Source organism: Streptococcus suis S735 (genome assembly GCF_000294495.1).
GTDB classification, from domain to species: Bacteria; Bacillota; Bacilli; order Lactobacillales; family Streptococcaceae; genus Streptococcus; species Streptococcus suis.
Map to the genome: position 1 here is coordinate 194,519 of NC_018526.1, position 24,445 is coordinate 218,963.

A 24,445-nucleotide genomic window follows, 5' to 3' on the forward strand; every position below is an offset into this window, starting at 1 on the left:
ATGAAATTGACGATTTTTGATAAAGTACAGAATAAGACTTCTCAATTTGCTATAGATGAACTTACATATTACTTGAAAGCCATTTTTGATTTTGAGTTAGGAAAGACAACTGTTGAGGAAGATGCGAATGTTCTTTTGTCAAAAGAATATCTTGACAATAATGATACGATTGGGATTGAAATAAAAAATGGAAATGCAATATTAACAGGTAATTCTGATGTCTCAATCCTTATTGCGGTATATCGTTTACTTAGTGAATTTGGAGCTGTATTCACTAGACCGGGTAGAAAACATGAATTAATCCCCTCATTAACGATAACTGACTGGAATGAGAAAGAGCTTTCTATTCATGAGACTGCAAGTTATAAGCATCGAGGAGTATGTATAGAAGGTGCAGATAGTTACCAGAATACAAAAGAATTTTTGGATTGGTTACCCAAAATTAATATGAATAGCTTTTTTATTCAGTTTGAGAATCCTTATTCATTTTTAAAGCGCTGGTATGAACATGAATTTAATCCGTATGCGGATAAAGAAGATTTCAATACGGAAATTGCACAACAAATGAGCGACCTTTTAGATGAAGAATTATCAAAACGAGGTTTAATACATCATCGTGTTGGCCATGGTTGGACTGGTGAAGTACTTGGATATTCATCTAAGTACGGATGGGAATCTGGGTTAAAACTACCTGAAGAAAAGAAACCGCTAGTCGCCGAATTAAATGGAAAACGTGAGTTATTCAACACAGCGCCAATACTAACTAGTCTATGTTTCTCCAATCCAGATGTTGGTGAAAGAATGTGTGAACTGATTGTAAATTATGCTAAGGAAAGGAAAGATGTAGACTATTTACATGTTTGGTTATCCGATGCACGGAACAATATTTGTGAATGTGAAAAATGTAAACAAGAAATACCCTCAGATCAATATGTACGAATATTAAATCAATTAGATCGGAAATTAAGTGAAGAGGGGCTTAATACAAAGATTTGTTTTTTACTTTATCATGAATTACTTTTTGCACCAAAACATGAAGTTTTAGAGAATCCTGAACGGTTCACTATGATGTTTGCACCAATTACCAGAACTTTCGAAATGAGTTATGCAGATGTAGACTATGAAAACGATGTTCCGCTTCCAAATGAGTATTCAAGAAATAATATTGTTCTTCCTAACTCACTTGAAGAAAATCTCTCATATTTATTTAGTTGGCAAAAAGTGTTTAATGGAGATAGTTTTGTATATGATTACCCACTTGGTCGGGCACATTATGGTGATTTAGGATATATGAAGATCAGTAAAGTAATCTTTAGAGATGTCGTATATCTTAAAAAATTGGGTTTAAATGGTTATATTAGTTGCCAGGAGCTACGCGCTGGTTTCCCTCATAACTTTCCCAACTTTGTGATGGGTCAAATGTTGTGGAACAGAAATTTAGAGTACGATGAATTGAAAGCGCTCTATTTTAGTTCCTTATATGGTTCTGAATGGAAAAGTGTCGTAACTTACTTAGAAAAATTATCAGATTACTCTTCATGTGATTATTTTAATTCAATAGGTGATCGCCAAAATGCAGAATTATCAATGAAATACAATATCTCAAGTAAATTAGCATTTAATTTTATTAATACCTTGGAAGAGAATGTTGCTAAAAATAACGGAATTCAACGTGATGCTTGGCGACAATTAGGTTATCACCGGGAATATGTTGTCAAATTGGCTAATGCCCTTCATCTTATGGCCTCTGGAGACCATCTTGATGGACAAATCCGCTGGAAAGATTTTTTGGATTATATTAGAAACCATGAACCTGATTTTCAACAGTATCTTGATGTCTATCGTATTATTGAAGTTGCTAAGAATTATGCTGGATTCAAATTGTAGTACTGAGTTGTAGAAAAAAGCCAATTCACAATTTATTTTGCGAATTGGCTTGAAGTCTAATATAGATAGAATATTGAATTTATTTGATGTTAATTGATATTTATTTTTGAGAGGATTTTATGAATAAAAAAATTTTTTTAAAATCAGCGATTATTTTGCTCTCTGTCACATGTCTAATTAATGCGATTAAAGCTTTAGATAGTAGTGGTGTGTCATCGAGTACAGGTGAAATAGTAAATCAAGATCGCATATACAACATAACTTTGAAAGTGAAAACAGATGGGGTTTATAATGATCTGGGGGGGAATGTTATTTCGGAAAATAATGTATTGTCAGGAATTAGTGGTACAAAAATAAATTTGAAGGTTAGTACAAATTCAGGATATCGTTTTGTAGGGTATCAGTCATTTTTAGAAAGTGGAAATAGTACAGATGGGTTACTACCAATCGAAAATGATAGTTTTGAAATCTCGGATAAAACGGGTAATGTAACGGTTGTTGCGATGTTTGAGAAGATTCCTATTGATGAGACAATTTATTTTTCGGATGAATTCTCAACTGAAAATATTAATAATTACTTGTTATCTGAAAATCTAATTGGAAAAATTGCGGTAAGTAATGGAAAATTGAACATTCATGCTCCCGGGGTATCATCGATAAAACCAATTCTTTCAAGACAGATTGATGAAAGTTCAACATTGGGGTATGAAATTCAATTTTCCATACAACAAATTGGTGAAGTAAAGCAGTGGAATACTTTTAGAGTAGTATTTAAAGAAAATAGCGATGGATCAGTTTATGCTCTAGAATTTACTGGAAAAGCTGTATCTATAAAAAAACTTTCAAGTATTGATGCACCTAATCAAACTGGTGAAAAATACGCTGAAACAGGCCACAATCTAGGAAGTGAAGAACACAGAATAAGACTTGTAGTAAGAGGGGATACAGTAACTGTTAGTGATAATGAAATTCCGTTATTAAGTTATAGCAGTCCTGAAAATTGGGAAGGTGCAACAGCATCCATTGTTTTTACACCGATTTCAAATAGAAGTGTATCTTTAGACGATATCATTATTCGACAAACACGTGCTTTAAGATCTTTACTAGTTGTGTCTCGTATAGATGGTCAGGAAGTTACAGATATTCAACCCGGATCAATCAGAGGGAATACAAGTCAAGTTTTTGTTGGAGATTCACTTCCTCTGGAGGTCATTGAAAAACCTGGATATCAATTTATTGGTTTTAAAGATGAATTTGGAAATGTGGTCGATTTATCTACTTTCAGTGTTCCTAATGATGAGTCGGATTTGGTTATTTATGCAGACTTTCAGACAGCTGAAGTAGTGAATCGTGAGACAAAGACTTTTTATATTGATAGTATAGAAGGAAATGATACTAATAGTGGAGAAAGTGAGACTAATGCATGGAAAACACTCGAACAATTGCGGAAAAACACACTAATTGCTGGTGATAGAGTGCTATTAAAACGTGGAAGTCGTTTTGTTGGAGAAGATGCGGCATTAACTTTTAAAGGTTCAGGTCTTGAAGATGCGCCTATCCTAATTTCATCTTATGGTGAGGGAGAGCTGCCTTTGCTTGAAGCACAGGGCAAAATTGAAAGTGTAATTAAGTTATATAATCAAGAATATATTACAATTGAAAATCTAGAGATTACAAACTTAGATCCGAACTTTTCAACGAGTTTTGAATTAAATTCAAATAATAACCGTTCAAAAATACTAAGAGGTGTTCATGTTATAGCTGAAGATTATGGGGTAGTTCATGATATCGTTCTTCGAAATATGTATCTACATGATATTAATGGTAATTTGAATTCAAAATGGAATGGAGGTATTTTCTTTGATGTTTATGGAACAACAGTTCCAACCAAATATGATGGCATACTTATTGAAAATAATTATTTAGAAAGAGTTGATAGGTCAGGGATTAAATTGGTCGGGTCCACATGGGCAAACCAAAATCTAAAAAACAACAAAAACATTCCATTAAATTGGTATCCATCAACAAACGTAGTTGTTCGTGGCAATCGTATCGAAAAGGCTGGTGGTGATTCTATAACAGTTAGAGATACAGATGGTGCTTTAATTGAATACAATATCTCGGCTGATGCCAGATACCAAGATACAGGTTATAACGCTGGAATTTGGCCATTTCAAGCTTCAAATACTGTTATTCAATATAATGAATCATTTAGAACCCATGGTGTTCAGGATGGGCAAGGTTTAGATCTAGACCATGTTTCAAATAATTCAGTAATGCAATATAATTACAGTCATGATAATGAAGGTGGTTTCATGTTGATTATGAATTGGTACGAGCAAACATCTCCAACAGTCCGTTATAATATTAGTCAGAATGATAAAGATAAAATTTTTGAATTGGCTAGAGGGGGAGCCCAAGGAACTGCTATATATAATAATACCATCTTCTCCGACTCGAAATTAACAGGGAGAGCTGGCGTTATTGATATGCCGAGTACCTCAGGAGGAACTGGTGTAAAAGATATCTTTTTATTTAACAATATTTTTTACTTTACTGATGGCGAAAAAATGTTTGTAGAAGCAAGCGATGCTGGTAAATATAAAGATAGTATTCATTTTTATAACAATGCATATGTCGGAGTTGAAGTGCCAGATGATCCCAAAGCGATAACTGAAGGTATAACTTTAAAAGGTGTTGGAACTGGACCGACTGAAAATAAATCGATGATTGCAAATGCTGGGAAATTTTTAACAGGACAATTAGATGGGTATAGATTGCCTGAAAATAGTTCGTTAGCTAAGCTTGGTGTGAGCAAAGAGGAAGCAATTTCTTATTTCTATAAAAAACTAGGTGTGCAGCCCACAATTGATTTCCAAGATAATGGCTCCTTAACTATGTCTCCGACAGAAGCTTTTGCCTTGGCTCGTCAAACAAACAGTGTTGACGCGATTGCACGTGTTTATCCTGCAATAGAAGGGGTTACTTATGATACTGATTTCTTTGGAGAAACTTTGTCGAGTGAAAATTTATCTGTTGGTGCAGCTCAAGAGAAAAAATCAGTTTTTGAAGAAAAAATCTCTGATATAGAAATTTCAGATGTGAAAACAGGGATTGGAATGAGATATAAACGTTCAAATCAGCTTGCAGATGTAAATTTAAGTATAAGATTGATAAATAAAGATGAACTTCAATATACTATAAATGCTAATAATCCAACTTTTTCATATGAAATTCAACTTCAAAAAAATTTTGGAGAGTATATGGATTTAAGTGAGAGTGTGACAATCACCATTCCAATTGAGGCGGATAAAAAGATTCTTAATGTTTTGAAAATTAATAAAAATGAACAAACTGAATCAGTGAAAGAACTGCCATATCGAATTGAAAATAATAAAATAATATTAGAAACCGATGAGCTTGGTTCATTTATCATTGAATACCAGATGGAAAAAATTAAAAAAGAAAATAACACAAATGCAACAATAAGTGAAAGTGGAAAAAGTAGTTTAGGGTTGCAAAATAAAGAAAATTCAGATGTGCAAGCTGTAGGCGATAAAGATTATTTTTCTGGTCTTGAACTATCAAATAAAGGTGAAGAGTTAAGTCGTGAAGATTCTAAACTAATGGGGAATTCAATTAATAATTTACAAACAATAAAAGAGTCTGAAAGTATTTTCGAAGGAAATTTGGGTAGGAATAAAGAGTTGAGTGACATGTATCAAAAGTCATTGCCAAAAACAGGAGAAAGTAACCAAGCATATATTGTTTTGATTGGTTTATTTAGCCTCTTCGTAGTCCTAATTTGTCAAATTTTTAAAAAATCAATAGATTAAGGGATTTAGGATAACAAAATGACGAAAAAAATAATATTTATCTTGTTATTCTTCGTAGTTTGTGTTTATTTCTACTCCTTTATTCCCCTCGTTCAGACTGTTCCATCTGTTTTTCAGACACCTTATAGAACATTAGTTCAATCTGAGTTTGAAGCGATATATAAATATAATGGTATTGAAATTTCGGAAAGGAATTTTTGGAATAAACCGATAAATGGTCGTAAACCACAAGATACTCTGAATGAAAAAGCAACGATATTATTTAAAAAATATAATCTTTTAGAAAAAGAAGCGAAAAAACATGAATATAAAAAAGATGCTCTTGATTTCAATAAAGTTGATTGGAAGACAGTCTCAAATCGCTATATTGAATTAAAACAAATTGTTATTGATGAAAAAATTAAAGATATAAATCAAGATGAGATTGAACGATATTACTTAGCAAATACTGAAAATTTTGAACGTCAAGATTTTATAAGCGGTAACATTTCTATATGGAATGATGGGATAATTATTTCTACTGAATCAGTAGATATTACCGAGGAAACAGTAAGAAATATAACTGAAAGATACCCTGATTTAGAATTAGAATTAAAGAATATTGAAGTTGGTCATCAAGTTTCTTGGGGACAGAATGGGGTTTATTATACCTTTACATGTTTGTCGAGAGAAGAAAAGGGAATTATTCCACTTTCTGAAATCACGGATGCGGTTGCTATGCAATGTGCAGAGGAACTTGTTGATAATTGGTTAAATAAAGAAATTGACTCTTTAAAATAATCCTTGATTATTGACAATCTAGAGTTAACAAAAATTTTTTGTTAATTTAAAAGGAATTGGGAATTGTCGTACTGAAAAACTGATTTCAATTATTAAGTTAAGTTTCTTAGTTAAATACTGTAATTTTTGTAGCCATACTAATATATATTTTGTAAAATAGAGTTACATAAATTTATTAAGACGAAACATTTTTTATGTATTTGTAACTATGGGAGGATGAAGATGAAGAGCAACAAAGAACAAAAATATTTTTGGTTGACATTCTCATTGATTGTTGCATTGATGATTTGGTGGTTTTTATCGAATTATGATCGAACCTCTCGTAGTTTTCCAAATATCATTTTGGTTTGGAATGCTTTATTAATCATGATAGACAAAGGATTTATCTTTGAAGATATATTTTCAAGTCTAACTTCAGTTTTCTTCGGGTTCACGTCGGGCTTTCTATTGTCGGCGCCTAATGCACTCTTAATGGCCTGGTATTCACCTTATCGTAATATTGTGAAACCTTGGATACAATTTATCAGAAATATTCCACCTCTTGCATACGTCCCTTTAGTTGTAATTTCAGCTGGGGTTGGGCTATTACCTCAAGTTATTGTAATAGCGATAGCTACTTTTCTGACTATGACTGTAACAATTTATCAAGGCATTATTAATATCGATCCAAATTTAATTAAAGCAGCAAGGATTTTAGGAGCATCAGATTTTGAAATATTTAAAAGAATTTTGGTTCCATCATCTATTCCATTTATTATGACAGCTGTCAGATTAGGTACATCGATTTCTTTAACAACTATCATAGCAGCTGAATCTACTGGTGCAACATCAGGTATGGGAATGAGAATACGGTCCTTAAATAACTCTTTTGATTCCTCGGGAATGCTTTTGTATATCATATTGATTGGAGTGATTGGTTTACTTTTAAATAAGTTAGTTGATTTGATAGAAAGGAAGTTAACTGGATGGCAACAGAAGTAAAAAAAATTAAGGTCAAAATTGAAGATGTTTCAAAATCATTTCAGACAAATCATGGTGAGGTTGTTGCACTAAATCAAATAAATTTAGAAATCTTTGAGAATGAAATAGTTACAGTTGTTGGTCCATCTGGTTGTGGTAAATCTACTCTACTAAACTTGGTTGCAGGTTTGGAACCTGTAACTTCCGGAAAAATTTATTGTGATGATAATGAAATTGTTGGCATTGGAGTTGAGCGTGGAGTTGTTTTTCAACAATATGCATTATTTCCTTGGATGAGTGTACTACAGAATGTAATGTTCGGACCTGAAATGCAAGGAAAATCAAAGTTAGAAGCTAGTGAAATAGCTAACAAGTATATTAAAATGGTTGGATTACAAGAATTTTCCAATCATTATCCGAAAGAATTATCGGGTGGAATGAAGCAAAGGGTTGCTATAGCGAGAGCTTATGCTGTTAACCCGTCAATTCTATTAATGGATGAGCCCTTTGGAGCATTAGATGCACTAACTAGAATTCAGCTTCAAGAGGAGTTGATTGAAATGTTAGGACAAGAACAAAAAACTTGTTTTTTCATAACACATGATATTGAAGAGGCGGTACTATTAGGAAATCGAGTGATTGTTATGAGTCCACGCCCTGGAGAAATTAAAGAAATTGTGAACGTTGATTTACCATTTCCAAGAAATCAGTTGACAAAGTTTGAAAAAAATTTTATGGACATAAAGAACCATATATGGTCACTTGTTTATAAAGATTTTCTAATATAAAAAAGTGAAACAGTAGAATTATTTTGTGAGAGGGTAAAATGGCTAAATATATGAAATATAAAAACTTCATTTGGTTTATTTGCAGCATAATCACTCTGATTTTTCTTTCTTCGTGTAGTTCTATTCAAACCTCCTCTAGTGGCCATTCAGCAAAAGTTGACACAATTAGAATTGCATATATGCCAAATTTTGCAAGTCTTCATGACATTATAACTGGAATAAATTCAGGTATCTTTAAAGAGGAGGGGCTTGAAGTCGAATTGATTGAATTTGCTGATGGTCCGACTATCATTGCATCTTTAGAGTCAGGTTCAATTGATATTGGTAATATTGGTCCGGGTGCCCATAAATTGGCGATTGAAGGTAGAGCAGAAGTTGTTGCATTTAGTCAACTTGGGAATGCTGACGAATTGATTGCTCGGTCGGATAGAGGAATTGATTCAATAGAGGATTTGAGAGGAAAGAAAATTGGAACAGCATCTGGGACATCAGCAGAAACAATTCTAAAGCTTGCTTTGTTAGAAGCAGATTTGTCTGAAAAGGATGTAGAAATTATTGATATGGATGCCTCCGCTATTGTTACAGCAATGTTGTCGGGTTCAATTGATGTAGCTGCAACCTGGTCACCAAATACAACTTTTATAAAGCGAGAATTAAAGGAAAAGGTCGTTGTACTAGCTGATAATTCACGTTATAGAGAACAATCTCCAGCTATTGCTTCATACGTAACTTTTCCGGGGTATTCTGAAAAAAATAATGAAAAAATTTCCAAGTTTTTAAAAGGGTTATATCGTGCAATGGATTATCGAGCTGAACATATGAAGGAAGTTTCAAAATGGGTTGCTACCCAAATCGGTTCAGATATCACAGCTGTTCAAGATCAACTACAAGATGGAGAGTGGTTAACAAGTAGACAAATGATTCAATTGATTAACACTGGGATACTTCAACAGTATTACGAGAAACAACAAAAAAATTTAATAGAATCTGAAATAGTTGATACATCCAGGAACATTAATGAATATGTTCTAATTGATCAAATGAATAGTATATTAATGGAGATTAAATAATTCTTGTGAAACACAATTAGCCATTTTATTTTCAATAAAAGTTACATTGAATCAATAATCATTCATAGTTTTCAAGGAAACATGAGGTAATGCATGATAGAATATTACAATTTTAGTAAAAGTGAATTAGAAAACCATAGTAGAATTCCATTGATTATAAAAAAGAATAATGAGGAAATTTTTATTTCACTTGCTCTAGAAATGGTAGAATTAATAAAAGAAAATAACAAAAAAAATGAGAAAACTGTCATAATTTGTCCTGTTGGACCAGTTGGTCATTATCCCCATTTTGTTAGATTAGTGAATCAATTTAAGATTGATTTGTCTGATGTTTGGTTTATAAACATGGATGAATATTTATCGGAAGATTTACATTGGATAGACGTAGTCCACCCTCTTAGTTTTCGAGGATTTATGCAGAAAACTGTCTACAGTCAAATACATCCAACTCTTATTATGCCTGAAGAACAAAGAATTTTTCCAGATCCTCTTGATATTGACTTGATTTCAAATAAAATCAAAGAGTTAGGTAAAATCGACTTATGTATTGGTGGAATTGGCCTAAATGGGCACATTGCATTTAATGAACCGGATTCAACATTAACAGTTCAAGAATTTTTAAAATTAGAGTCGCGAGTGTTACCTATCTCTGTCGAAACAAAGGTTATGAATTGTTTGACGGAATTAAAAGGGGCTGTAGAAGAAGTGCCTAATTATTGTGTAACAATAGGAATGAGCGAGATTTTTCAAGCGAAAAAAATTCGACTTGCTGTTTTTCGTGATTGGCATCATGCGGTCATACGTAAAACAGTTTGTTCTAAGCCAGATACTGGATTTCCATCAACTCTAATGCAAATCCATACAAATTGTTCTATCTATCTAAATGAATCGTTAGCAAATTAACGGATGTTCAAACACATATGAAACATATATAAGTCTGTTACCCTTTTGATCAGATACCTAATGAGAGAGGATTCTCTCATTTTTTTAATCAAAATCGTTTACAAATGTAATCAAAAAGCATGTGATTTGACTGCAAATGTAGTCAAAAGGAGAGCAGTATTATGAAAACATCCATCTATAATGTCAATGGGATGACTTGCGCAACCTGTGCTCTGACAGTCGAGAAAGCCTTGAATAAGCTAGATGGAATACAAAACGCCAGTGTGAATCTAGCAACGGAAAAAACAAACATTCAGTATGATCCAGCCCATCTGAGCTTATCAGATATCGACAGCTGTTGAAAAAGCAGGTTATAAAGCGGTACTGCCAAAAACACAAGAGTCAGAAGCTCAACCAAGCGGAAAAGAACAACACAAAAATGATTTATGGCGCAGATTTATCTGGTCAACCATTTTCACGCTTCCACTACTCTACATTGCAATGGGACCTATGTTACCAGGTGGGGGATTGCCATTGCCAGCTATCTTACACCAGCCGCTAGTTTTTGCCCTAGTTCAGCTCATTCTTGTATTACCAGTCCTATATGTTGGTCGTGCATTTTATCAAAAAGGGTTTAAAACCCTGTTTGCCGGTCATCCCAATATGGATAGTTTGATTGCCGTTGGGACAAGTGCTGCCTTGTTTCAAGGGATCATTATGACGATTTTGATTGCTACCAACCAAGTAGCCACCCAACATGGACATCCTGAGCTCTATTTTGAATCGGCAGCTGTTATTTTAACCCTTATCACTCTTGGAAAATACATGGAGGCATTATCAAAAGAGCGTACTTCAGAAGCCATCAGTAAACTGATGAATCTCGCCCCTAAAACTGCACGCGTTCTCTGTGAAGGTCAAGAAGTGACCCTCCCCTTAGACCAAGTCAAAGTAGGAGATGTCCTTCAAGTCCGCCCTGGTGAACAGATTCCAGTTGATGGGATAATAGTAGAAGGCCAATCGACAATTGATGAATCCATGCTGACAGGGGAAAGTTTGCCTGTTAAAAAAACATCGGGGATACAGTCGTTGGTGCGACTCTCAATCAACATGGTGCTTTCCAAATGGAAGCGACAAAAGTTGGAGCAGATACCACATTGTCCCAAATTATTCGTTTGGTGGAAGAAGCACAGGGGTCAAAAGCTCCGATTGCGCAGTTGGCTGACCGCGTTTCAGCAGTCTTTGTTCCAATTGTAATGGGATTAGCCGTCCTTTCTGGCCTTGCTTGGTACTTCTTGGGACAAGAGCCCTAGATGTTCTCACTTTCCATTACCATCTCCGTCCTTGTCATTGCCTGCCCGTGTGTCTTGGGCCTTGCCACACCAACCGCTATCATGGTTGGGACTGGAAAAGGGGCAGAAAATGGTCTTTTGTTCAAGTCTGGTCAAACTATTAAAACCCTACAAGGTGTGAACACCATTGTCTTCGACAAGACTGGGACCATTACTGAGGGCAAGCCACAAGTGACAGACATCCACCTTTTGTCTACTAAAAATCGTGAGCAAGTTCTCCAACTGGCAGCAAGCAGTGAACAATACTCCGAGCATCCATTGGCTCAAGCCCTCTTACGTTCAGCAGAAGAGGAATCAATTCCCTTACTTGCCAGCCAAGATTTTCAGGCACTTTCTGGTCGTGGTCTTTCGGTAACAATAGCAGAGCAGACCATCTATCTGGGAAATGAACGGTTGATGCGGGAACAGGGAATTGATGTTTCCAAAGGACGTGCAGTTGCGGAAACATTTGCCCATCAAGCTAAGACGCCTGTTTTCCTAGCCAGCCAGCAAGAATTACTAGCAGTCATTGCCATTGCTGATAAAGTAAAAGAGACCAGCCGTCAGGCTGTCCAGGCTCTGCAAACCATGGAACTAGAGGTTGTCATGCTGACAGGAGATAATGAAAAAACTGCCCAGGCTATTGCCAAGGAAGTCGGCATTGAGCAGGTGGTCAGTCAGGTCCTGCCAGATGACAAGGCCAACCAAGTCAAGTTCTTACAAGAACAGGGCAAGACAGTCGCCATGGTAGGGGATGGCATCACCCTGTCTGATTACTATGACCATGCCTTTGGAAAATCCTACGGTGTGCTCATGCGGGAGTGGAATTTGCTGGCGCGTGCGGTCTTTGTCCTTAATGCCGACAATGAGATCGTCTACGTAGAATACCTAGACAATGTCAACGAACACCCAGATTATAAAGCAGCTTTAGAGGCTGTCAAATAAAAGAATATAACGGTGTTCATCTACTGACTTGCTGGTTTTTATGCTTTAAAAAATTCTTCAATATCTGCCTGTTCTATGCCAATCATGGGGTCGATGGTTAGTAGGTTGTCTACAGTCAAAATGTATTCTGTGGGTTGGGGACTTGTTTTTTCTGGCTGGTCTTGATCAAGAAGGGAGAGTTGTTGGTTGTTTTCTTTGACTACTTTAACCTGTTCTTTTCTGTCTGGCTGAGTAGGGGGCTGGGTTTGCGTGGTTGTAGCTGTTTTGCTTTCGTCTTTTTTAATCAGGCTTTCCTTGCTTTCCTGCTCTGCCATTTCCCCTTGGAAACGTGGGACCAGATAGGTTTTTCGGACGGTGCCGGCGTTTTTGACGGCGTAGTCGAAGGCGGAGATTTCGCCCAGGAGGATGAGCTTGCTCTTGGAGCGGGTGATGGCGGTGTAGACCAGATTGCGCTGGAGCATACGGTGGCTGGTGCGGGTGATGGGGAGGATGACTACCTGAAACTCGCTGCCTTGGGACTTGTGGATGGACATGGCATAGGCCAGGGTAATCTTGTACCATTCGTTTCGGGGATAGGTGACCTCGCTACCGTCGAAGTTGATGGTAATTTCGTCCTGCTTGGAGTCGGTGTACTTGGCAGGAAGGAGGTCGGTGATGTAGCCTAAATCACCATTGAAGACATTGGCCTCGGCATCGTTGACTAAATGAATGACCCGGTCGCCTTGGCGGAAGGCTTGCTCGTTATGCAGGAATTCTAACTCTCCCTCTTCCAGTGGATTGAGCAGGGCCTGGGTCATAGTGTTGAGTTGGTCGATGCCTGCGGCCCCACGGTACATGGGAGCGAGGATCTGTACCTCGTTTGCAGGAATACCTGACTTGATGGCTGCGCCGACAATGCGCTCAATCAGGGCTGGAATTTGTTCATTCTGGGCTTCAAAATAGGAACGGTCAGCCTTTTTCTCACGAAAATCGCTAGGCAGAGCACCCTGTCGAATCTGGCTGGCTAGGGTAACAATGGTCGAATCATCGGATTGACGATAGATACGTTCTAGAGTAATGCTGGGCAGCTTGTCAATTTTCAAGAGGTCAGCAAGTACTTGACCGGGGCTGACAGAAGGCAATTGCTCGGCATCGCCGACAATCAGAACTTGGGTCTGGGAGGAGATATTCTGGAAGAGCTGGTTTGCCAACCAAGTATCTACCATAGAAAACTCATCCACGATGATAAAGTCGGCATCCAAATAATCATCACGGTAGGATTCCTCCTGTCCTTCTACCAGACCGAGATGGCGGTGGATGGTGGCGGAAGGCAGCCCTGTCAATTCATTCATCCGTCTGGTTGCTCGTCCAGTTGGAGCGGCTAGGAGGACTGGGCATTCTTCTCGGTTTCGCGTCAGGTCAATCTTATGCAAGATAGCATAGACTGCGATAATGCCGTTGATAACCGTTGTTTTTCCAGTCCCTGGCCCGCCTGTCAGAATGAAAAGCGGATTGGTAATGGCTTGGACAATGGCTTCTTTTTGAATGTTATCGTAGGTGAGAGAAGATATGCTTTCCAGCTCTGCTATGGCAGCCTCGACGTCTGCGCGTGGGAAGGGCTTGAAGCCGTTTTTTCCCATCAGGCGAGTTAGGTTTGTATGGATACCATGTTCGGCAAAGTAGAGGCTGTTGTCAAAAATCTTTGTGCCTTCTTGCTGTACCTTGTCGTCTGCAATCAGTCCCGTCAATTCTTTGGCAACAGCAGCGGGGTCCAGCTCTGTATGGCGGGATTTTTCCAGCAGTTCAAGGGTTGCTTCCAGCAAGTCTCTGGCCTCCACATAGGTATCGCCTGTTTCCATGGAGCGATGAATGAGACTAAAGAGCATGCCAGCCCGAAAACGTTGGGGTGAATCACTGGCAATTCCTAGATTTTCCGCAATCCTATCGGCAATGGTAAAGCCGAGCCCCTGGACATCTTCGACCAGTTGATAGGGATTTTCTTCAATAATCTGAAGTGTTTTTTCCTTATACTGGTCTTGGATTTGAAAGGCCAATTTATTGGGAATGCCATACTCGGCTAGTTTTGCCAAGATCAACTCGGTTCCATAATTGAGGCGGAGTTTTTCGACAAATGCCTGCATGTTCTTGCTGGATAGGCCTGTGATTTGGGTTAGTTTTTCAGGTTCAGCTAAAATCTTATCAATGGTATCTTCGCCATAGAGCTCAACGATTTTTTCAGCTGTTTTGCGTCCAATTCCCTTGAAATGCTCGCTGGAGAAATACTTGACCAGACCAGCTGAGGTAGGCTTGCTGCGTTCGTAACGCGAAATTTGCAGCTGCTGACCATACTTGGGATGGGTGACCAGATTGCCATAGAAACGATAGTCTTCTCCTTCAATGACATCGGCAATCGTTCCGGTCACAATAATTTCGTAGTCATCATAGTCTGCGTCTGTCTCCTCGATTTCAAGGAGAAGGATTTTATAAAAATTACTAGGATTTTCAAAAATAATCCGGTCAATAGTACCGGTAAAATACACTTCGTTCATAGAGTTTATTTCCAATAATAATGAAAAGGGAGTGGGGAAGAACTCGCATAGACCAAAAAGAGTTCCCCTCACTTCCAAATATGCAGGTTCGGGCTAAAATAGTCCACTGGACTATTTTACTCCCAACCCGCACAGCTCCAACAGTCCAGTGGACTGTTAAACCCAATCAACCACTGCGCTGGGATGTTGACACGAACTCTGAGAAGTGGTGCTGTGCTTTTTGCTCCAAACTTGTTTGTATTAATCAACAGTCCCAATACGGTTGAGAGGCCACATGCGAAAGACAACTTCTCCTTTGATGTTTTCACGGGAAAATGTTCCTACACTACGACTATCTAGTGAGACAAGGCGGTCATCTCCCATCAGGTAGTATTGTCCTTCTGGGACTGTCACGGTAAAGTCTACGTAACCATTGGCATCTTGTGTGAAAGCTTCAGCAGATTGGGCCACAGCTTGGAATTGTTTGTTATAAGAATAGACTTCTTGAAGTTTATCTTTTTGGAATGCAGCTAGATATTCATCTAAGTAAGGCTCGTCCACTTTTTGGTCGTTAACATAGAGGACATCGTTTTCGTAGCGAATGGTGTCACCTGGCATACCAATCACACGTTTGACAATCAGTTTTTCCTTGCCATCGCTGTCTGTTTCGCTGGCTACAACAATATCAAAGCGGTCGATAGAGGATGTTTTGAGCATGATGAGTTTTTCTTGGTGTTGAAGCGTTGGGTCCATGGAATGGCCATCGACAGATACAGGATTCCAGATAAAGTAACGACTGGCAAAAAAAGCTGCCATAAACAGTAAAAAGATGCCCCATTCAGCTAAGAAGGCGACTAGTGGTGAGCGTTTTGTTTTTTGGATTGCTCCCATATTTTTTCCTCATTTCAATAATTTTTGTGCTTTTTGCGTATTGGCAAAGTGGAGTTTGGCAGTTTGGTTGAGACCAGCCATACCATATTGTTTTAAGATGCTTGCTGCGACTTGGTCGGATTTACTGCCCGCACCAGACGGCAGATGCATTCCAACTAGTTGACCAAGCTGGACAAGATTTTCTAAAAACATACTTCTTGCAATAATAGAAGATACTGCCACAGCCAGATACCTGCCCTCAGCCTTTTCTTCTAGAGTGACGGGGTTGGCAAATTGGTTGGCTTCCTTCTTCAAGTACTTTTGATAATTTTGACTGGAAGTGAAGGCGTCAATGACAATCTTCTCAGGCTGGACACCCTTTTGCAAGAGTAGGAAAATAGCCTGATTGTGTAGGGCGACCTTGACAGACACCGCATTGTAGCCTTGCTCGATGACTTCGTTGTATTTTTTCGGTGACAATAGCAGAGCTTGGTGGGGGATTTTCTCTTTTAAGAGAGGGGCGATTTGGCAGATTTTTTGGTCTGTCATTTTTTTGGAATCATCGACACCAAGCGACTTGAGAAAGGAATGGTCTTCTGGGCGGACAAAACCAGCAACGACTGCCAAACCTCCAAAATAAGACCCGTTTCCAACCTCATCGGTACCAATCATGGGCAGGTTTTGACCAGGTATGGTCGCCTGTCCAGAGCTTTCTGGCTCATAGCCCCAACGGCTTGCTTCCTGCTCTGCCATTTCCCCCTGAAAAACGACTTTTCCAGAAGTGTAGATGGACAGGCTGGCACCGGTCAGTTTGAAAAATGCTTCTATGTAAGGATTTTTGCTGGTCTGCCGATAGCGGTCATAGTGAGCCATCATGGCTTGTTTTTGCTGGGCAGATGCCTTTAGTACAACGGTATTCATGTTCTTATTGTAACACAAATGCTAGTTAGAGTGTGCAGAAAAGGGTGGAATTTACTATAATGGTAGAAGAAAGTGAGGTACACTATGGAAGTTCAAATGAAGTATAAATGGGCGACTCTGGGAACAGGTGTCATTGCCAACGAATTGGTTCAGGCCTTGCAGGCTATGGGAGGAAATCTTTATTCGGTAGCCAACCGTACCTATGACAAGGGTGTGGAATTTGCGCAAAAATATGGCATCGAGAAAGTTTATCGAGAAATCGATGAAGTGTTTGAGGATCCTGAAGTAGACATTATCTATATTTCTACGCCTCACAATACCCATATCAATTATTTGAGAAAGGCCTTGAATGTTGGGAAACATGTCCTCTGTGAAAAGTCTATTACGCTTAATTCAGAAGAATTGGCAGAAGCTATTCAATTAGCTGAGGAAAATCAGGTCGTCTTGGCAGAAGCCATGACCATTTTCCACATGCCAATCTATCGACAGTTGAGTGAGGTCATTGCAAGTGGCAAGCTGGGAGATTTGAAGATGATTCAGATGAACTTTGGCAGCTACAAGGAATACGACATGACCAACCGCTTTTTCAATAAGAACTTGGCCGGCGGTGCCCTCTTGGATATTGGTGTCTACGCTCTGTCCTTTGTCCGTTGGTTTATGACGGAAAAGCCAAATCAAGTCCTATCTCAGGTCAAATTGGCTCCGACAGGTGTGGATGAGCAGGTAGGGATTTTGCTCAGCAATGATGCAGGGGAAATGGCGACCATCGCCCTGACCCTCCATGCCAAACAGCCAAAACGGGGTACTATTGCCTACGATAAAGGCTACATCGAGCTTTACGAGTACCCACGTGGTCAGAAAGCAGTCATTACCTATACTGAAGACGGTAGCCAAGAGGTAATCGAAGCGGGCGAGACAGCCAAGGCGCTATCTTATGAAGTGGCGGATATGGAAAAAGCTGTCGCAGGCATCGAAAACACCATGTACCTAGCCTACACCCAAGATGTCATGGAGATCATGACCCAACTCCGTAAAGAATGGGGCTTGGTTTATCCTGAAGAAATGTAGGATCTTGACTAATCCGAAAATAGAAATGAGAGTGAGTTAGTAGCCAATTGTTGGATTACTGCCTTACTCTTATTTTTTACTTATACTCTTCGAAAATCCAGACGTTGTTGACTTGATTTGGTGAACGTTAGTTCTATCTGCATCTGCGTCTCCGAGTCTATTTTTGATTTTCATTGAGTATTATCTAATAATATGACAGTCAGATGACATTTATATTGATTGTGTGACAGAAAAGTCCTAAGATTACATAGTGGAGACAGTTTATTTAAAAGAACGGTTGAAGGCTTGTTTTTCAGATTTAATTTAGGTAAGATAGAACCATCTCAAAAATAATGAAGGAATAAGATTATGAAACGTAAGAGAACAAATAAACCACAACATATGCGTCGCAAGAGAAAAACACCTATCATGAAAAACAATAAGAAGATGTTATACACATCTTCATTGGCTCTTTCCCTCTTTAGTACAGGGATGATTTCGACAAATGTTTTAGCCATCGAATGGGCTCCACGTACTGTTTCTGAAATTAGCCCAGAAATTGTACAAGAAGAAGGAAGGATGACCTATACTGTTCAGTATGGAGATACCTTATCTGCCATCGCCTCAGCTATGAATATTGATATGGACTTGCTGGCGAAAATAAATCAAATTGCAGATGTCAACTTGATTTTCCCTGATACGGTACTGACGACGACTGTTGACCAAAACAATCAAGTGACTCAGGTTGAGATTGAAGCTCCTGTTCAGGGAAACACAAATGAGACCGTTCAGGCAACTGTTGACCTAACAACCAATCAAGTAACGGTTGAGGATACGGTTGTTCCCTTGGATCAAATTTCATCAGTTACCGACTCAGCGCCCGTAGAGGAAGTTGTAGAACAGCCTGTAGCAGAAGCACCTGTAGAGGAAGTTGTAGAACAACCTGTAGTAGAAGCGCCCGTAGAGGAAGTTGTAGAACAGCCTGTAGTAGAAGCACCTGTAGAGGAAGTTGCAGAACAACCTGTGGTTGAGGCACCTGTAGAGGAAGTGGTGGAGCAACCTGTGGTTGAGGCACCTGTAGAGGAAGTTGCAGAACAACCTGTAGTAGAAGCACCTGTAGAACAGCCTGTAGTTGAAACTCCACAAGTGACAGCCCTATCAACTACTACAACAAGTACAAGTGCTTATGATGTCGGTTTGCAACCTCAGGTAGCAGCCTTCCGCGCAGAAGTAGCTAATGCCTTCGGTATTACTTCTTTCTCAGGTTACCGTCCTGGTGATTCTGGCGACCATGGTAAGGGATTGGCAATTGACTTTATGGTGCCTGAGAGCTCAGCTCTAGGAGATCAAGTGGCAGCTTATGCAGTTGCAAACTTAGCTTCTAAAAATATCAACTACATCATTTGGAAACAGCGCTTCTATGCGCCGTATGACAGTATCTATGGTCCAGCCTATACATGGAATCTGATGCCAGACCGTGGTAGCATTACAGAAAACCACTACGATCATGTGCATGTATCTTTTAATTAGACTTACAAAAATAACCGTTTCAGCCTTATCTGAAACGGTTATTGCTTTATATGTAGTAATATAGTCGAATGAATTAACTTTCAGACAAGGAACTGAGGTGCAGGTAGCTAGAACAGCCTAGAGGCTGTTCTAGGTTGGAAATAAGACTTGCGAAACAAGTCACTTTCGTAGAGTACGGCAATCCGAAAGTGACGATGTATCAAAGTTAATTCAAATGACTATAAAAAAAGAAACAACTATCTCCCCCCAGATAGCTGTTTCGTGCGCGAATTACAGTCTAAAATATATTCCTAAAAGAAACCTTAAACCAAGAACTTGCCTTCACAAGTAACCCACTGAGCTGTGAAGGCGGGTTCTAATTTTAGGAAAATTAAAATTGACATGTAGAGTGTTATTTTCGGATGTTTTATCGTTTATTTAACTTGAATCGCCAATGCTTGGTAAGGTTTGAGAATGATTTTTTTGCCTAGTTTGTTGTCAGGATAGTTGCTGATGAGGACTTGGCCGTGGGCATAGTCGTCTGCCAGGTCTAATTCGACCTCTTCTGCAAAGAAATTGTTGAGGACCAACAGTTTTTCGTCATTTAGCAAGCGTTCAAAGGCGTAGACTTTCTGGCTATCCTTGTAGGCTGCCTTGTAGTCCCCTTCTGAAATCAGAGGGAGTTCTTTCCGCAGGCGGATGAGTTCTTGGTAGAAGGTAAAGATTGGGCCTGTTTTTTCCTGTTCAACGTTAATCGTTTGGTAGGATTTGCCAGCTTTCAACCAAGGAGTGCCTGTTGAGAAGCCTGCATTGTCAGAAGCGTCCCATTGCATCGGGGTGCGGGAATTGTCACGGGACTTGGCCTGGATAATCTTGAAGGCCTGCTTAGGCGTGTGACCTTGGTCCAAGAGCATCTGGTAGGCATTGATAGACTCCACGTCCACGTAGTCGTCCATGCTATCGTAGTCAGGGTCGATCATACCGATCTCCTCACCCATGTAGATGTAAGGTGTGCCGCGTGATAGGTGGATAGAGGCTGCCAACATGGTTGCTCCTTCCTTGCGGAAATTCTCCACATCAATAAAGCGGTTTAGGGCACGAGGTTGGTCGTGGTTGTTGTAGAAAAGGGCGTTCCAGCCATTTCCGACGGACATTTCTTCACCCCAAGTGTGGAAGAGGTGTTTGAGTTCTTCAAAGTCAAAGTCCATGATGGTCCATTTTTGCCCGTCCTTGTAATCCACTTTCAAGTGGTGGAAGTTGAAGGCCATGGACAATTCTTTCCGTTCAGGAGCTGTGTAGAGGATACAGTTTTCAATGGTGGTGGCAGACATTTCCCCAACGGTCATGAAGCCCTTTTCACTACCAAAAGTAGCATTGTTCATCATCTTGAGGTAATCGTGGGTAATCGGGCGGTCGGTGTAAGCTGGCTTGCCGTCATTAATTGGGCAATCTTCTAGGACTTCGTCCTTACCAATCAGGTTAATAACGTCGAAGCGGAAGCCTTTGACACCCTTGTCTTTCCAGAAGTTGACCACCTTGAAGAGTTCTTCACGGATATGAGGATTTCGCCAGTTGAGGTCGGCTTGGGTCACGTCAAAGAGGTGGAGGTAGTATTTCCCAGTATCTCCAAAAGGAGCCCAGGCATTGCCACCAAACTTGGACACCCAGTCAGTTGGCTGGTCACGCAGGATAAAGAAATCTTGGTAATATTTGTCGCCGGCAAGGGCTTTTTGGAACCATTCGTGGTCGGTTGAGCAGTGATTGAGGACCATGTCTAGCATGAATTCGATGCCTAGTTCTTTGCCGACAGTCACCATTTCTTCAAAGTCAGCCATGGTGCCAAAATCAGGATTGACAGCTGTATAATCAGAAATATCATAGCCGTTGTCCCGCTGAGGACTTGGGTAGAAGGGATTGAGCCAAATCATATCAATACCTAGCTCTTTTAAATATGGGAGTTTTTCAATAATTCCTCGTAAATCCCCTACACCATTTCCAGTTGTATCCTTGTAAGATTTTGGGTAGATTTGATAAACAACCTTTCGTTTGTCTATTGTCATTTTGCTCTCTCTTTCTTGATTTTTCCTTCTTGCATAAGCAATGATAGGAGGTGCAAGTTACCTTGCGCCCTCCTAGAACATTAATTCTTTGTAACTGTCAGAATAGCTTCGCCTTGTGAGATGGCACGAGGAAGATTTCCGATAACTTGAGTGTCAAAGTCAGTTTGGTTGGTCACGATAACTGGTGTTTCAGCGATGAGACCAGCAGCCTTGATGACATCGATGTCAAAGCTAATCAATTTATAGTTAAATGAAACAAAAACAGTACATTTATGATATAATGTATTTATGGCATATTCATTAGATTTTCGTAAAAAAGTTCTCGCATGCTGTGAGAAAACCGGCAGTATTACTGAAGCATCAGCTATTTTCCAAGTTTCACGTAACACTATCTATCAATGGCTAAAATTAAAAGAGAAAACCGGCGAGCTTCATCACCAAGTTAAAGGAACCAAGCCAAGAAAAGTGGATAGAGATAAATTAAAGAATTATCTTGAAACTCATCCAGATGCTTATTTGACTGAAATAGCTTCTGAATTTGACTGTCATCCAACAGCTATTCATTACGCCCTCAAAGCTATGGGATATACTCGAAAAAAAAGAGCTGTACCTACTATGAACAAGACCCTGAAAAAGTAGAACTGTTCCTTAAAGAATTGAATAACTTAAGCCACTTGACTCCTGTTTATATTGACGAGACAGGGTTTGAGACATATTTTCATCGAAAATATGGTCGCTCTTTGAAAGGTCAGTTGATAAAAGGTAAGGTCTCTGGAAGAAGATACCAGCGGATATCTTTAGTAGCAGGTCTCATAAATGGTGCGCTTATAGCCCCGATGACATACAAAGATACTATGACGAGTGGCTTTTTCGAAGCTTGGTTCAAAACATTCTTACTACCCACTTTAGGTAAACCATCTGTTATCATTATGGACAATGCAAAGTTTCATAGGATGAGTAAGCTAAAAGATTTATGCGAGGAGCAGGGACATAGACTTTTACCACTTCCTCCTTACTCACCGGAATATAATCCCATTGAGAAAATATGGGCTCACATCAAAAAACACCTCAGAAGAGTATTGCCAAATTGCGATACTTTTCTTGAGGCACTTTCGTCCTGCTCTTGTTTCAGTTGACTATATCACCAGCTTTTACCTTGTCGCCTTGTTTGACGTGAGCTGTGAAGCCTTTGCCTTCCAATCCAACAGTATCCATACCAATGTGCATAAGGAGCTCAACTCCGTTTGTAGCAGTGATACCAACAGCATGGTTAGTTGGGAAGAGGACAGATACTTCACCATCGACTGGAGCAACCAAGATACCTTCGCTCGGGTCAATAAGGACACCTTGGCCCATGACACCTGATGCAAATACAGGATCAGTAGCTTGTGACAATTCTTTGGTTTGACCAGTAAGTGGGCTAATCAATTCGATAGCAGCGCCAGTTTCAACAACTGCTTCAGTTGGAGCTACAACTTCTTCAACAGTTTCTTCTTTTTTTGAAAATGCACCTGTACGTTTGAAAACAGCTGTCAAAATCATTGGGACAACAATCGCAACAACCATTGTCATAAAGAATGCACCCCAGTATTCAGCCTTGATAGACAAGATACCTGGAAGACCACCGATACCGATAGAAGCTGCTTGGATGTTGAAGGTTACAGAGAGTAAGCCTGCGATACTTGAACCAATCATAGCAGCTACAAATGGGTAAATGTATTTTACGTTGACACCAAAGAGGGCTGGTTCAGTAACACCAAGGTAAGCAGAAATTGTTGCAGGAAGAGAAACTTGTGCCTCTTTTTCATTTTTACGGTTCATGAGGAAGTAAGCAAATACTGCAGAACCTTGTGCAATGTTAGAAAGGGCGATCATTGGCCAGAGACCAGTACCACCAGCATCCGCAATCAATTGGGTATCGATGGCGTTGGTCATGTGGTGAAGACCAGTGATAACGAATGGCGCATAAAGGGCACCGAATACAGCACCGAAGAGCCATTTCAATGGGCCAGTCAAACCAGCTAATACAACTGTTGACAACCATTGCCCGATTGTCCAACCGATAGGACCAAGGACAGTGTGAGCCAAGATGATTGCAGGAAGAAGTGATAGGAATGGTACGAAGATCATTGAGACCACTTCTGGAACAACCTTACGCCAGAAGATTTCTAGGTAAGACAGTGCCAAACCGGCAAGGAGGGCAGGGATAACTTGCGCTTGATAACCGATACGGGCAATACTAAATGCACCGAAGTTCCAAGACCAGTCGCTGGCAATGGTTGCTGCATCTGTACCAGGTACAGCATAAGCGTTGAGCAACTGAGGAGAAACCAAACAGATACCAAGGACGATACCAAGGATTTGTGAAGTTCCCATTTTACGAGATACGGACCAAGTGATACCTACTGGCAAGAAGTGGAAGATGGCTTCACCTGGCAACCAGAGGAAGTGATTGACACCATTCCAGAAAGGAGAAACCTGAACGATGGTGTTCCATACAGGGTTACCATCAGCATCGAAGACCAACTGCCCATCTTTCATAGCTTGTCCAAGCCATTCCATCTGAACACCTTCCAAGACGTTACGGAAACCGAGAATCAAACCGCCGACGATAAGGGCAGGAATGATCGGTGTGAAGATTTCCGCCAGCATGGTCATGACACGTTGGATGGCATTTTGGTTACTTTTAGCGGCTGACTTTGCAGCTTCTTTTGATACGCCTTCGATACCAGACACAGCTGTAAAGTCATTGTAGAAGATTGGTACATCGTTACCGATGATGACTTGGAATTGACCAGCGTTGGTAAATGTTCCTTTTACTGCTGGAATGTCTTCGATGACTTTTACGTTTGCTTTTTTCTCATCTGCAAGAACAAAGCGCATGCGCGTTGCACAGTGTGTTACTGCATTGACATTCTCTTTTCCGCCAATAGCTTCTAGGAGCTGTTTGGCTTCTTTTTCAAATTTTCCCATATATTTTTCCTTCTAGACGGCTTATGGAATCCGTCACCCTATATTTTTTAGACATCTCTCGAAGCATGTCCTTTTTTGAAAT

General features: G+C 39.6%; 14 protein-coding genes and 3 pseudogenes. 11 read left to right on the forward strand and 6 right to left on the reverse strand.

The window, feature by feature from the left end; translation table 11 throughout:
• The 8 genes and pseudogenes from YYK_RS01100 to YYK_RS10475 form a co-directional block, all read left to right on the forward strand.
• Entirely contained in the window at nt 1–1,887 is a 1,887-nt protein-coding gene (locus YYK_RS01100) for a DUF4838 domain-containing protein (RefSeq protein ID WP_014917185.1), read from the forward strand.
• Nucleotides 1,888–2,006: 119 nt separating this feature from the next.
• Entirely contained in the window at nt 2,007–5,723 is a 3,717-nt protein-coding gene (locus tag YYK_RS01105; protein ID WP_012775423.1) for an InlB B-repeat-containing protein, read from the forward strand.
• 18 nt (nt 5,724–5,741) lie between these two features.
• Nucleotides 5,742–6,503, forward strand: a complete 762-nt coding sequence (locus YYK_RS01110; RefSeq protein ID WP_014917186.1) for a hypothetical protein — start codon at nt 5,742–5,744, stop codon at nt 6,501–6,503.
• A gap of 222 nt (nt 6,504–6,725) precedes the next feature.
• A complete protein-coding gene (locus tag YYK_RS01115) occupies nt 6,726–7,484 on the forward strand; it encodes an ABC transporter permease (RefSeq protein WP_014636209.1) in 759 nt (252 codons plus the stop codon).
• Nucleotides 7,469–8,251, forward strand: coding sequence for an ABC transporter ATP-binding protein (locus YYK_RS01120; RefSeq protein WP_012775424.1), 783 nt, complete (start codon nt 7,469–7,471; stop codon nt 8,249–8,251). Before YYK_RS01115 ends, YYK_RS01120 begins: the two co-directional genes overlap by 16 nt.
• A 38-nt stretch (nt 8,252–8,289) precedes the next feature.
• Entirely contained in the window at nt 8,290–9,321 is a 1,032-nt protein-coding gene (locus tag YYK_RS01125; RefSeq protein WP_011921803.1) for an ABC transporter substrate-binding protein, read from the forward strand.
• Between the two features lie 93 nt (nt 9,322–9,414).
• Nucleotides 9,415–10,224, forward strand: a complete 810-nt coding sequence (locus YYK_RS01130; RefSeq protein ID WP_011921804.1) for a sugar phosphate isomerase family — start codon at nt 9,415–9,417, stop codon at nt 10,222–10,224.
• 182 nt (nt 10,225–10,406) lie between these two features.
• Nucleotides 10,407–12,476, forward strand: a pseudogene (locus YYK_RS10475) (heavy metal translocating P-type ATPase); the annotation flags it as partial.
• A 38-nt stretch (nt 12,477–12,514) separates the two neighbouring features.
• Here the strand turns inward: YYK_RS10475 and recD2 are convergent.
• The 3 genes from recD2 to rnhC form a co-directional block, all read right to left on the reverse strand.
• Nucleotides 12,515–15,004 carry an SF1B family DNA helicase RecD2 gene (recD2, locus tag YYK_RS01150; RefSeq protein WP_012774926.1) on the reverse strand — a complete coding sequence of 830 codons (2,490 nt, stop codon included), beginning with the start codon at nt 15,002–15,004 and terminating at the stop codon, nt 12,515–12,517.
• Nucleotides 15,005–15,244: 240 nt separating this feature from the next.
• Nucleotides 15,245–15,874, reverse strand: a complete 630-nt coding sequence (lepB, locus tag YYK_RS01155; protein WP_011921809.1) for a signal peptidase I — start codon at nt 15,872–15,874, stop codon at nt 15,245–15,247.
• A gap of 9 nt (nt 15,875–15,883) precedes the next feature.
• Nucleotides 15,884–16,774 (reverse strand): ribonuclease HIII, encoded by an 891-nt coding sequence (gene rnhC / locus YYK_RS01160; protein ID WP_012774927.1) that lies wholly within the window; start codon nt 16,772–16,774, stop codon nt 15,884–15,886.
• A gap of 84 nt (nt 16,775–16,858) precedes the next feature.
• On the opposite strand from rnhC, the gene YYK_RS01165 reads away from it, so the two are divergent.
• Nucleotides 16,859–17,842, forward strand: a complete 984-nt coding sequence (locus YYK_RS01165; RefSeq protein ID WP_014735354.1) for a Gfo/Idh/MocA family protein — start codon at nt 16,859–16,861, stop codon at nt 17,840–17,842.
• A gap of 408 nt (nt 17,843–18,250) precedes the next feature.
• Nucleotides 18,251–19,351 (forward strand): LysM peptidoglycan-binding domain-containing protein, encoded by a 1,101-nt coding sequence (locus YYK_RS01170; RefSeq protein ID WP_428848910.1) that lies wholly within the window; start codon nt 18,251–18,253, stop codon nt 19,349–19,351.
• Nucleotides 19,352–19,764: 413 nt separating this feature from the next.
• On the opposite strand, the gene treC is transcribed toward YYK_RS01170, so the two are convergent.
• Together treC and YYK_RS10200 are read right to left on the reverse strand one after the other, a co-directional pair.
• Complete coding sequence (gene treC, locus YYK_RS01175) at nt 19,765–21,390, reverse strand: alpha,alpha-phosphotrehalase (protein ID WP_014917189.1); 1,626 nt, start codon at nt 21,388–21,390, stop codon at nt 19,765–19,767.
• An 80-nt stretch (nt 21,391–21,470) separates the two neighbouring features.
• A pseudogene (locus tag YYK_RS10200) lies at nt 21,471–21,632 on the reverse strand (PTS sugar transporter subunit IIA); the annotation flags it as partial.
• Nucleotides 21,633–21,678: 46 nt separating this feature from the next.
• On the opposite strand from YYK_RS10200, the gene YYK_RS09805 reads away from it, so the two are divergent.
• Nucleotides 21,679–22,526 (forward strand): IS630 family transposase gene (locus YYK_RS09805; RefSeq protein WP_111688386.1). Its coding sequence is split into 2 segments (ribosomal slippage): nt 21,679–21,982 and nt 21,982–22,526, totalling 849 coding nucleotides; the frame shifts between segments, so codons are not numbered across the junction.
• Nucleotides 22,527–22,530: 4 nt separating this feature from the next.
• Here the strand turns inward: YYK_RS09805 and treP are convergent.
• Nucleotides 22,531–24,363 (reverse strand): annotated as a pseudogene (gene treP / locus YYK_RS01190) (PTS system trehalose-specific EIIBC component); the annotation flags it as partial.
• Nucleotides 24,364–24,445: the final 82 nt, after the last annotated feature.

Bases quoted from the DNA above. Each gene is read 5' to 3' on its own strand.
- YYK_RS01100 (WP_014917185.1), top strand. From the start codon at position 1: ATGAAATTGACGATTTTTGATAAAGTACAGAATAAGACTTCTCAATTT.
- YYK_RS01105 (WP_012775423.1), top strand. From the start codon at position 2,007: ATGAATAAAAAAATTTTTTTAAAATCAGCGATTATTTTGCTCTCTGTC.
- YYK_RS01110 (WP_014917186.1), top strand. From the start codon at position 5,742: ATGACGAAAAAAATAATATTTATCTTGTTATTCTTCGTAGTTTGTGTT.
- YYK_RS01115 (WP_014636209.1), top strand. From the start codon at position 6,726: ATGAAGAGCAACAAAGAACAAAAATATTTTTGGTTGACATTCTCATTG.
- YYK_RS01120 (WP_012775424.1), top strand. From the start codon at position 7,469: ATGGCAACAGAAGTAAAAAAAATTAAGGTCAAAATTGAAGATGTTTCA.
- YYK_RS01125 (WP_011921803.1), top strand. From the start codon at position 8,290: ATGGCTAAATATATGAAATATAAAAACTTCATTTGGTTTATTTGCAGC.
- YYK_RS01130 (WP_011921804.1), top strand. From the start codon at position 9,415: ATGATAGAATATTACAATTTTAGTAAAAGTGAATTAGAAAACCATAGT.
- recD2 (WP_012774926.1), bottom strand. From the start codon at position 15,004: ATGAACGAAGTGTATTTTACCGGTACTATTGACCGGATTATTTTTGAA.
- lepB (WP_011921809.1), bottom strand. From the start codon at position 15,874: ATGGGAGCAATCCAAAAAACAAAACGCTCACCACTAGTCGCCTTCTTA.
- rnhC (WP_012774927.1), bottom strand. From the start codon at position 16,774: ATGAATACCGTTGTACTAAAGGCATCTGCCCAGCAAAAACAAGCCATG.
- YYK_RS01165 (WP_014735354.1), top strand. From the start codon at position 16,859: ATGGAAGTTCAAATGAAGTATAAATGGGCGACTCTGGGAACAGGTGTC.
- YYK_RS01170 (WP_428848910.1), top strand. From the start codon at position 18,251: ATGAAAAACAATAAGAAGATGTTATACACATCTTCATTGGCTCTTTCC.
- treC (WP_014917189.1), bottom strand. From the start codon at position 21,390: ATGACAATAGACAAACGAAAGGTTGTTTATCAAATCTACCCAAAATCT.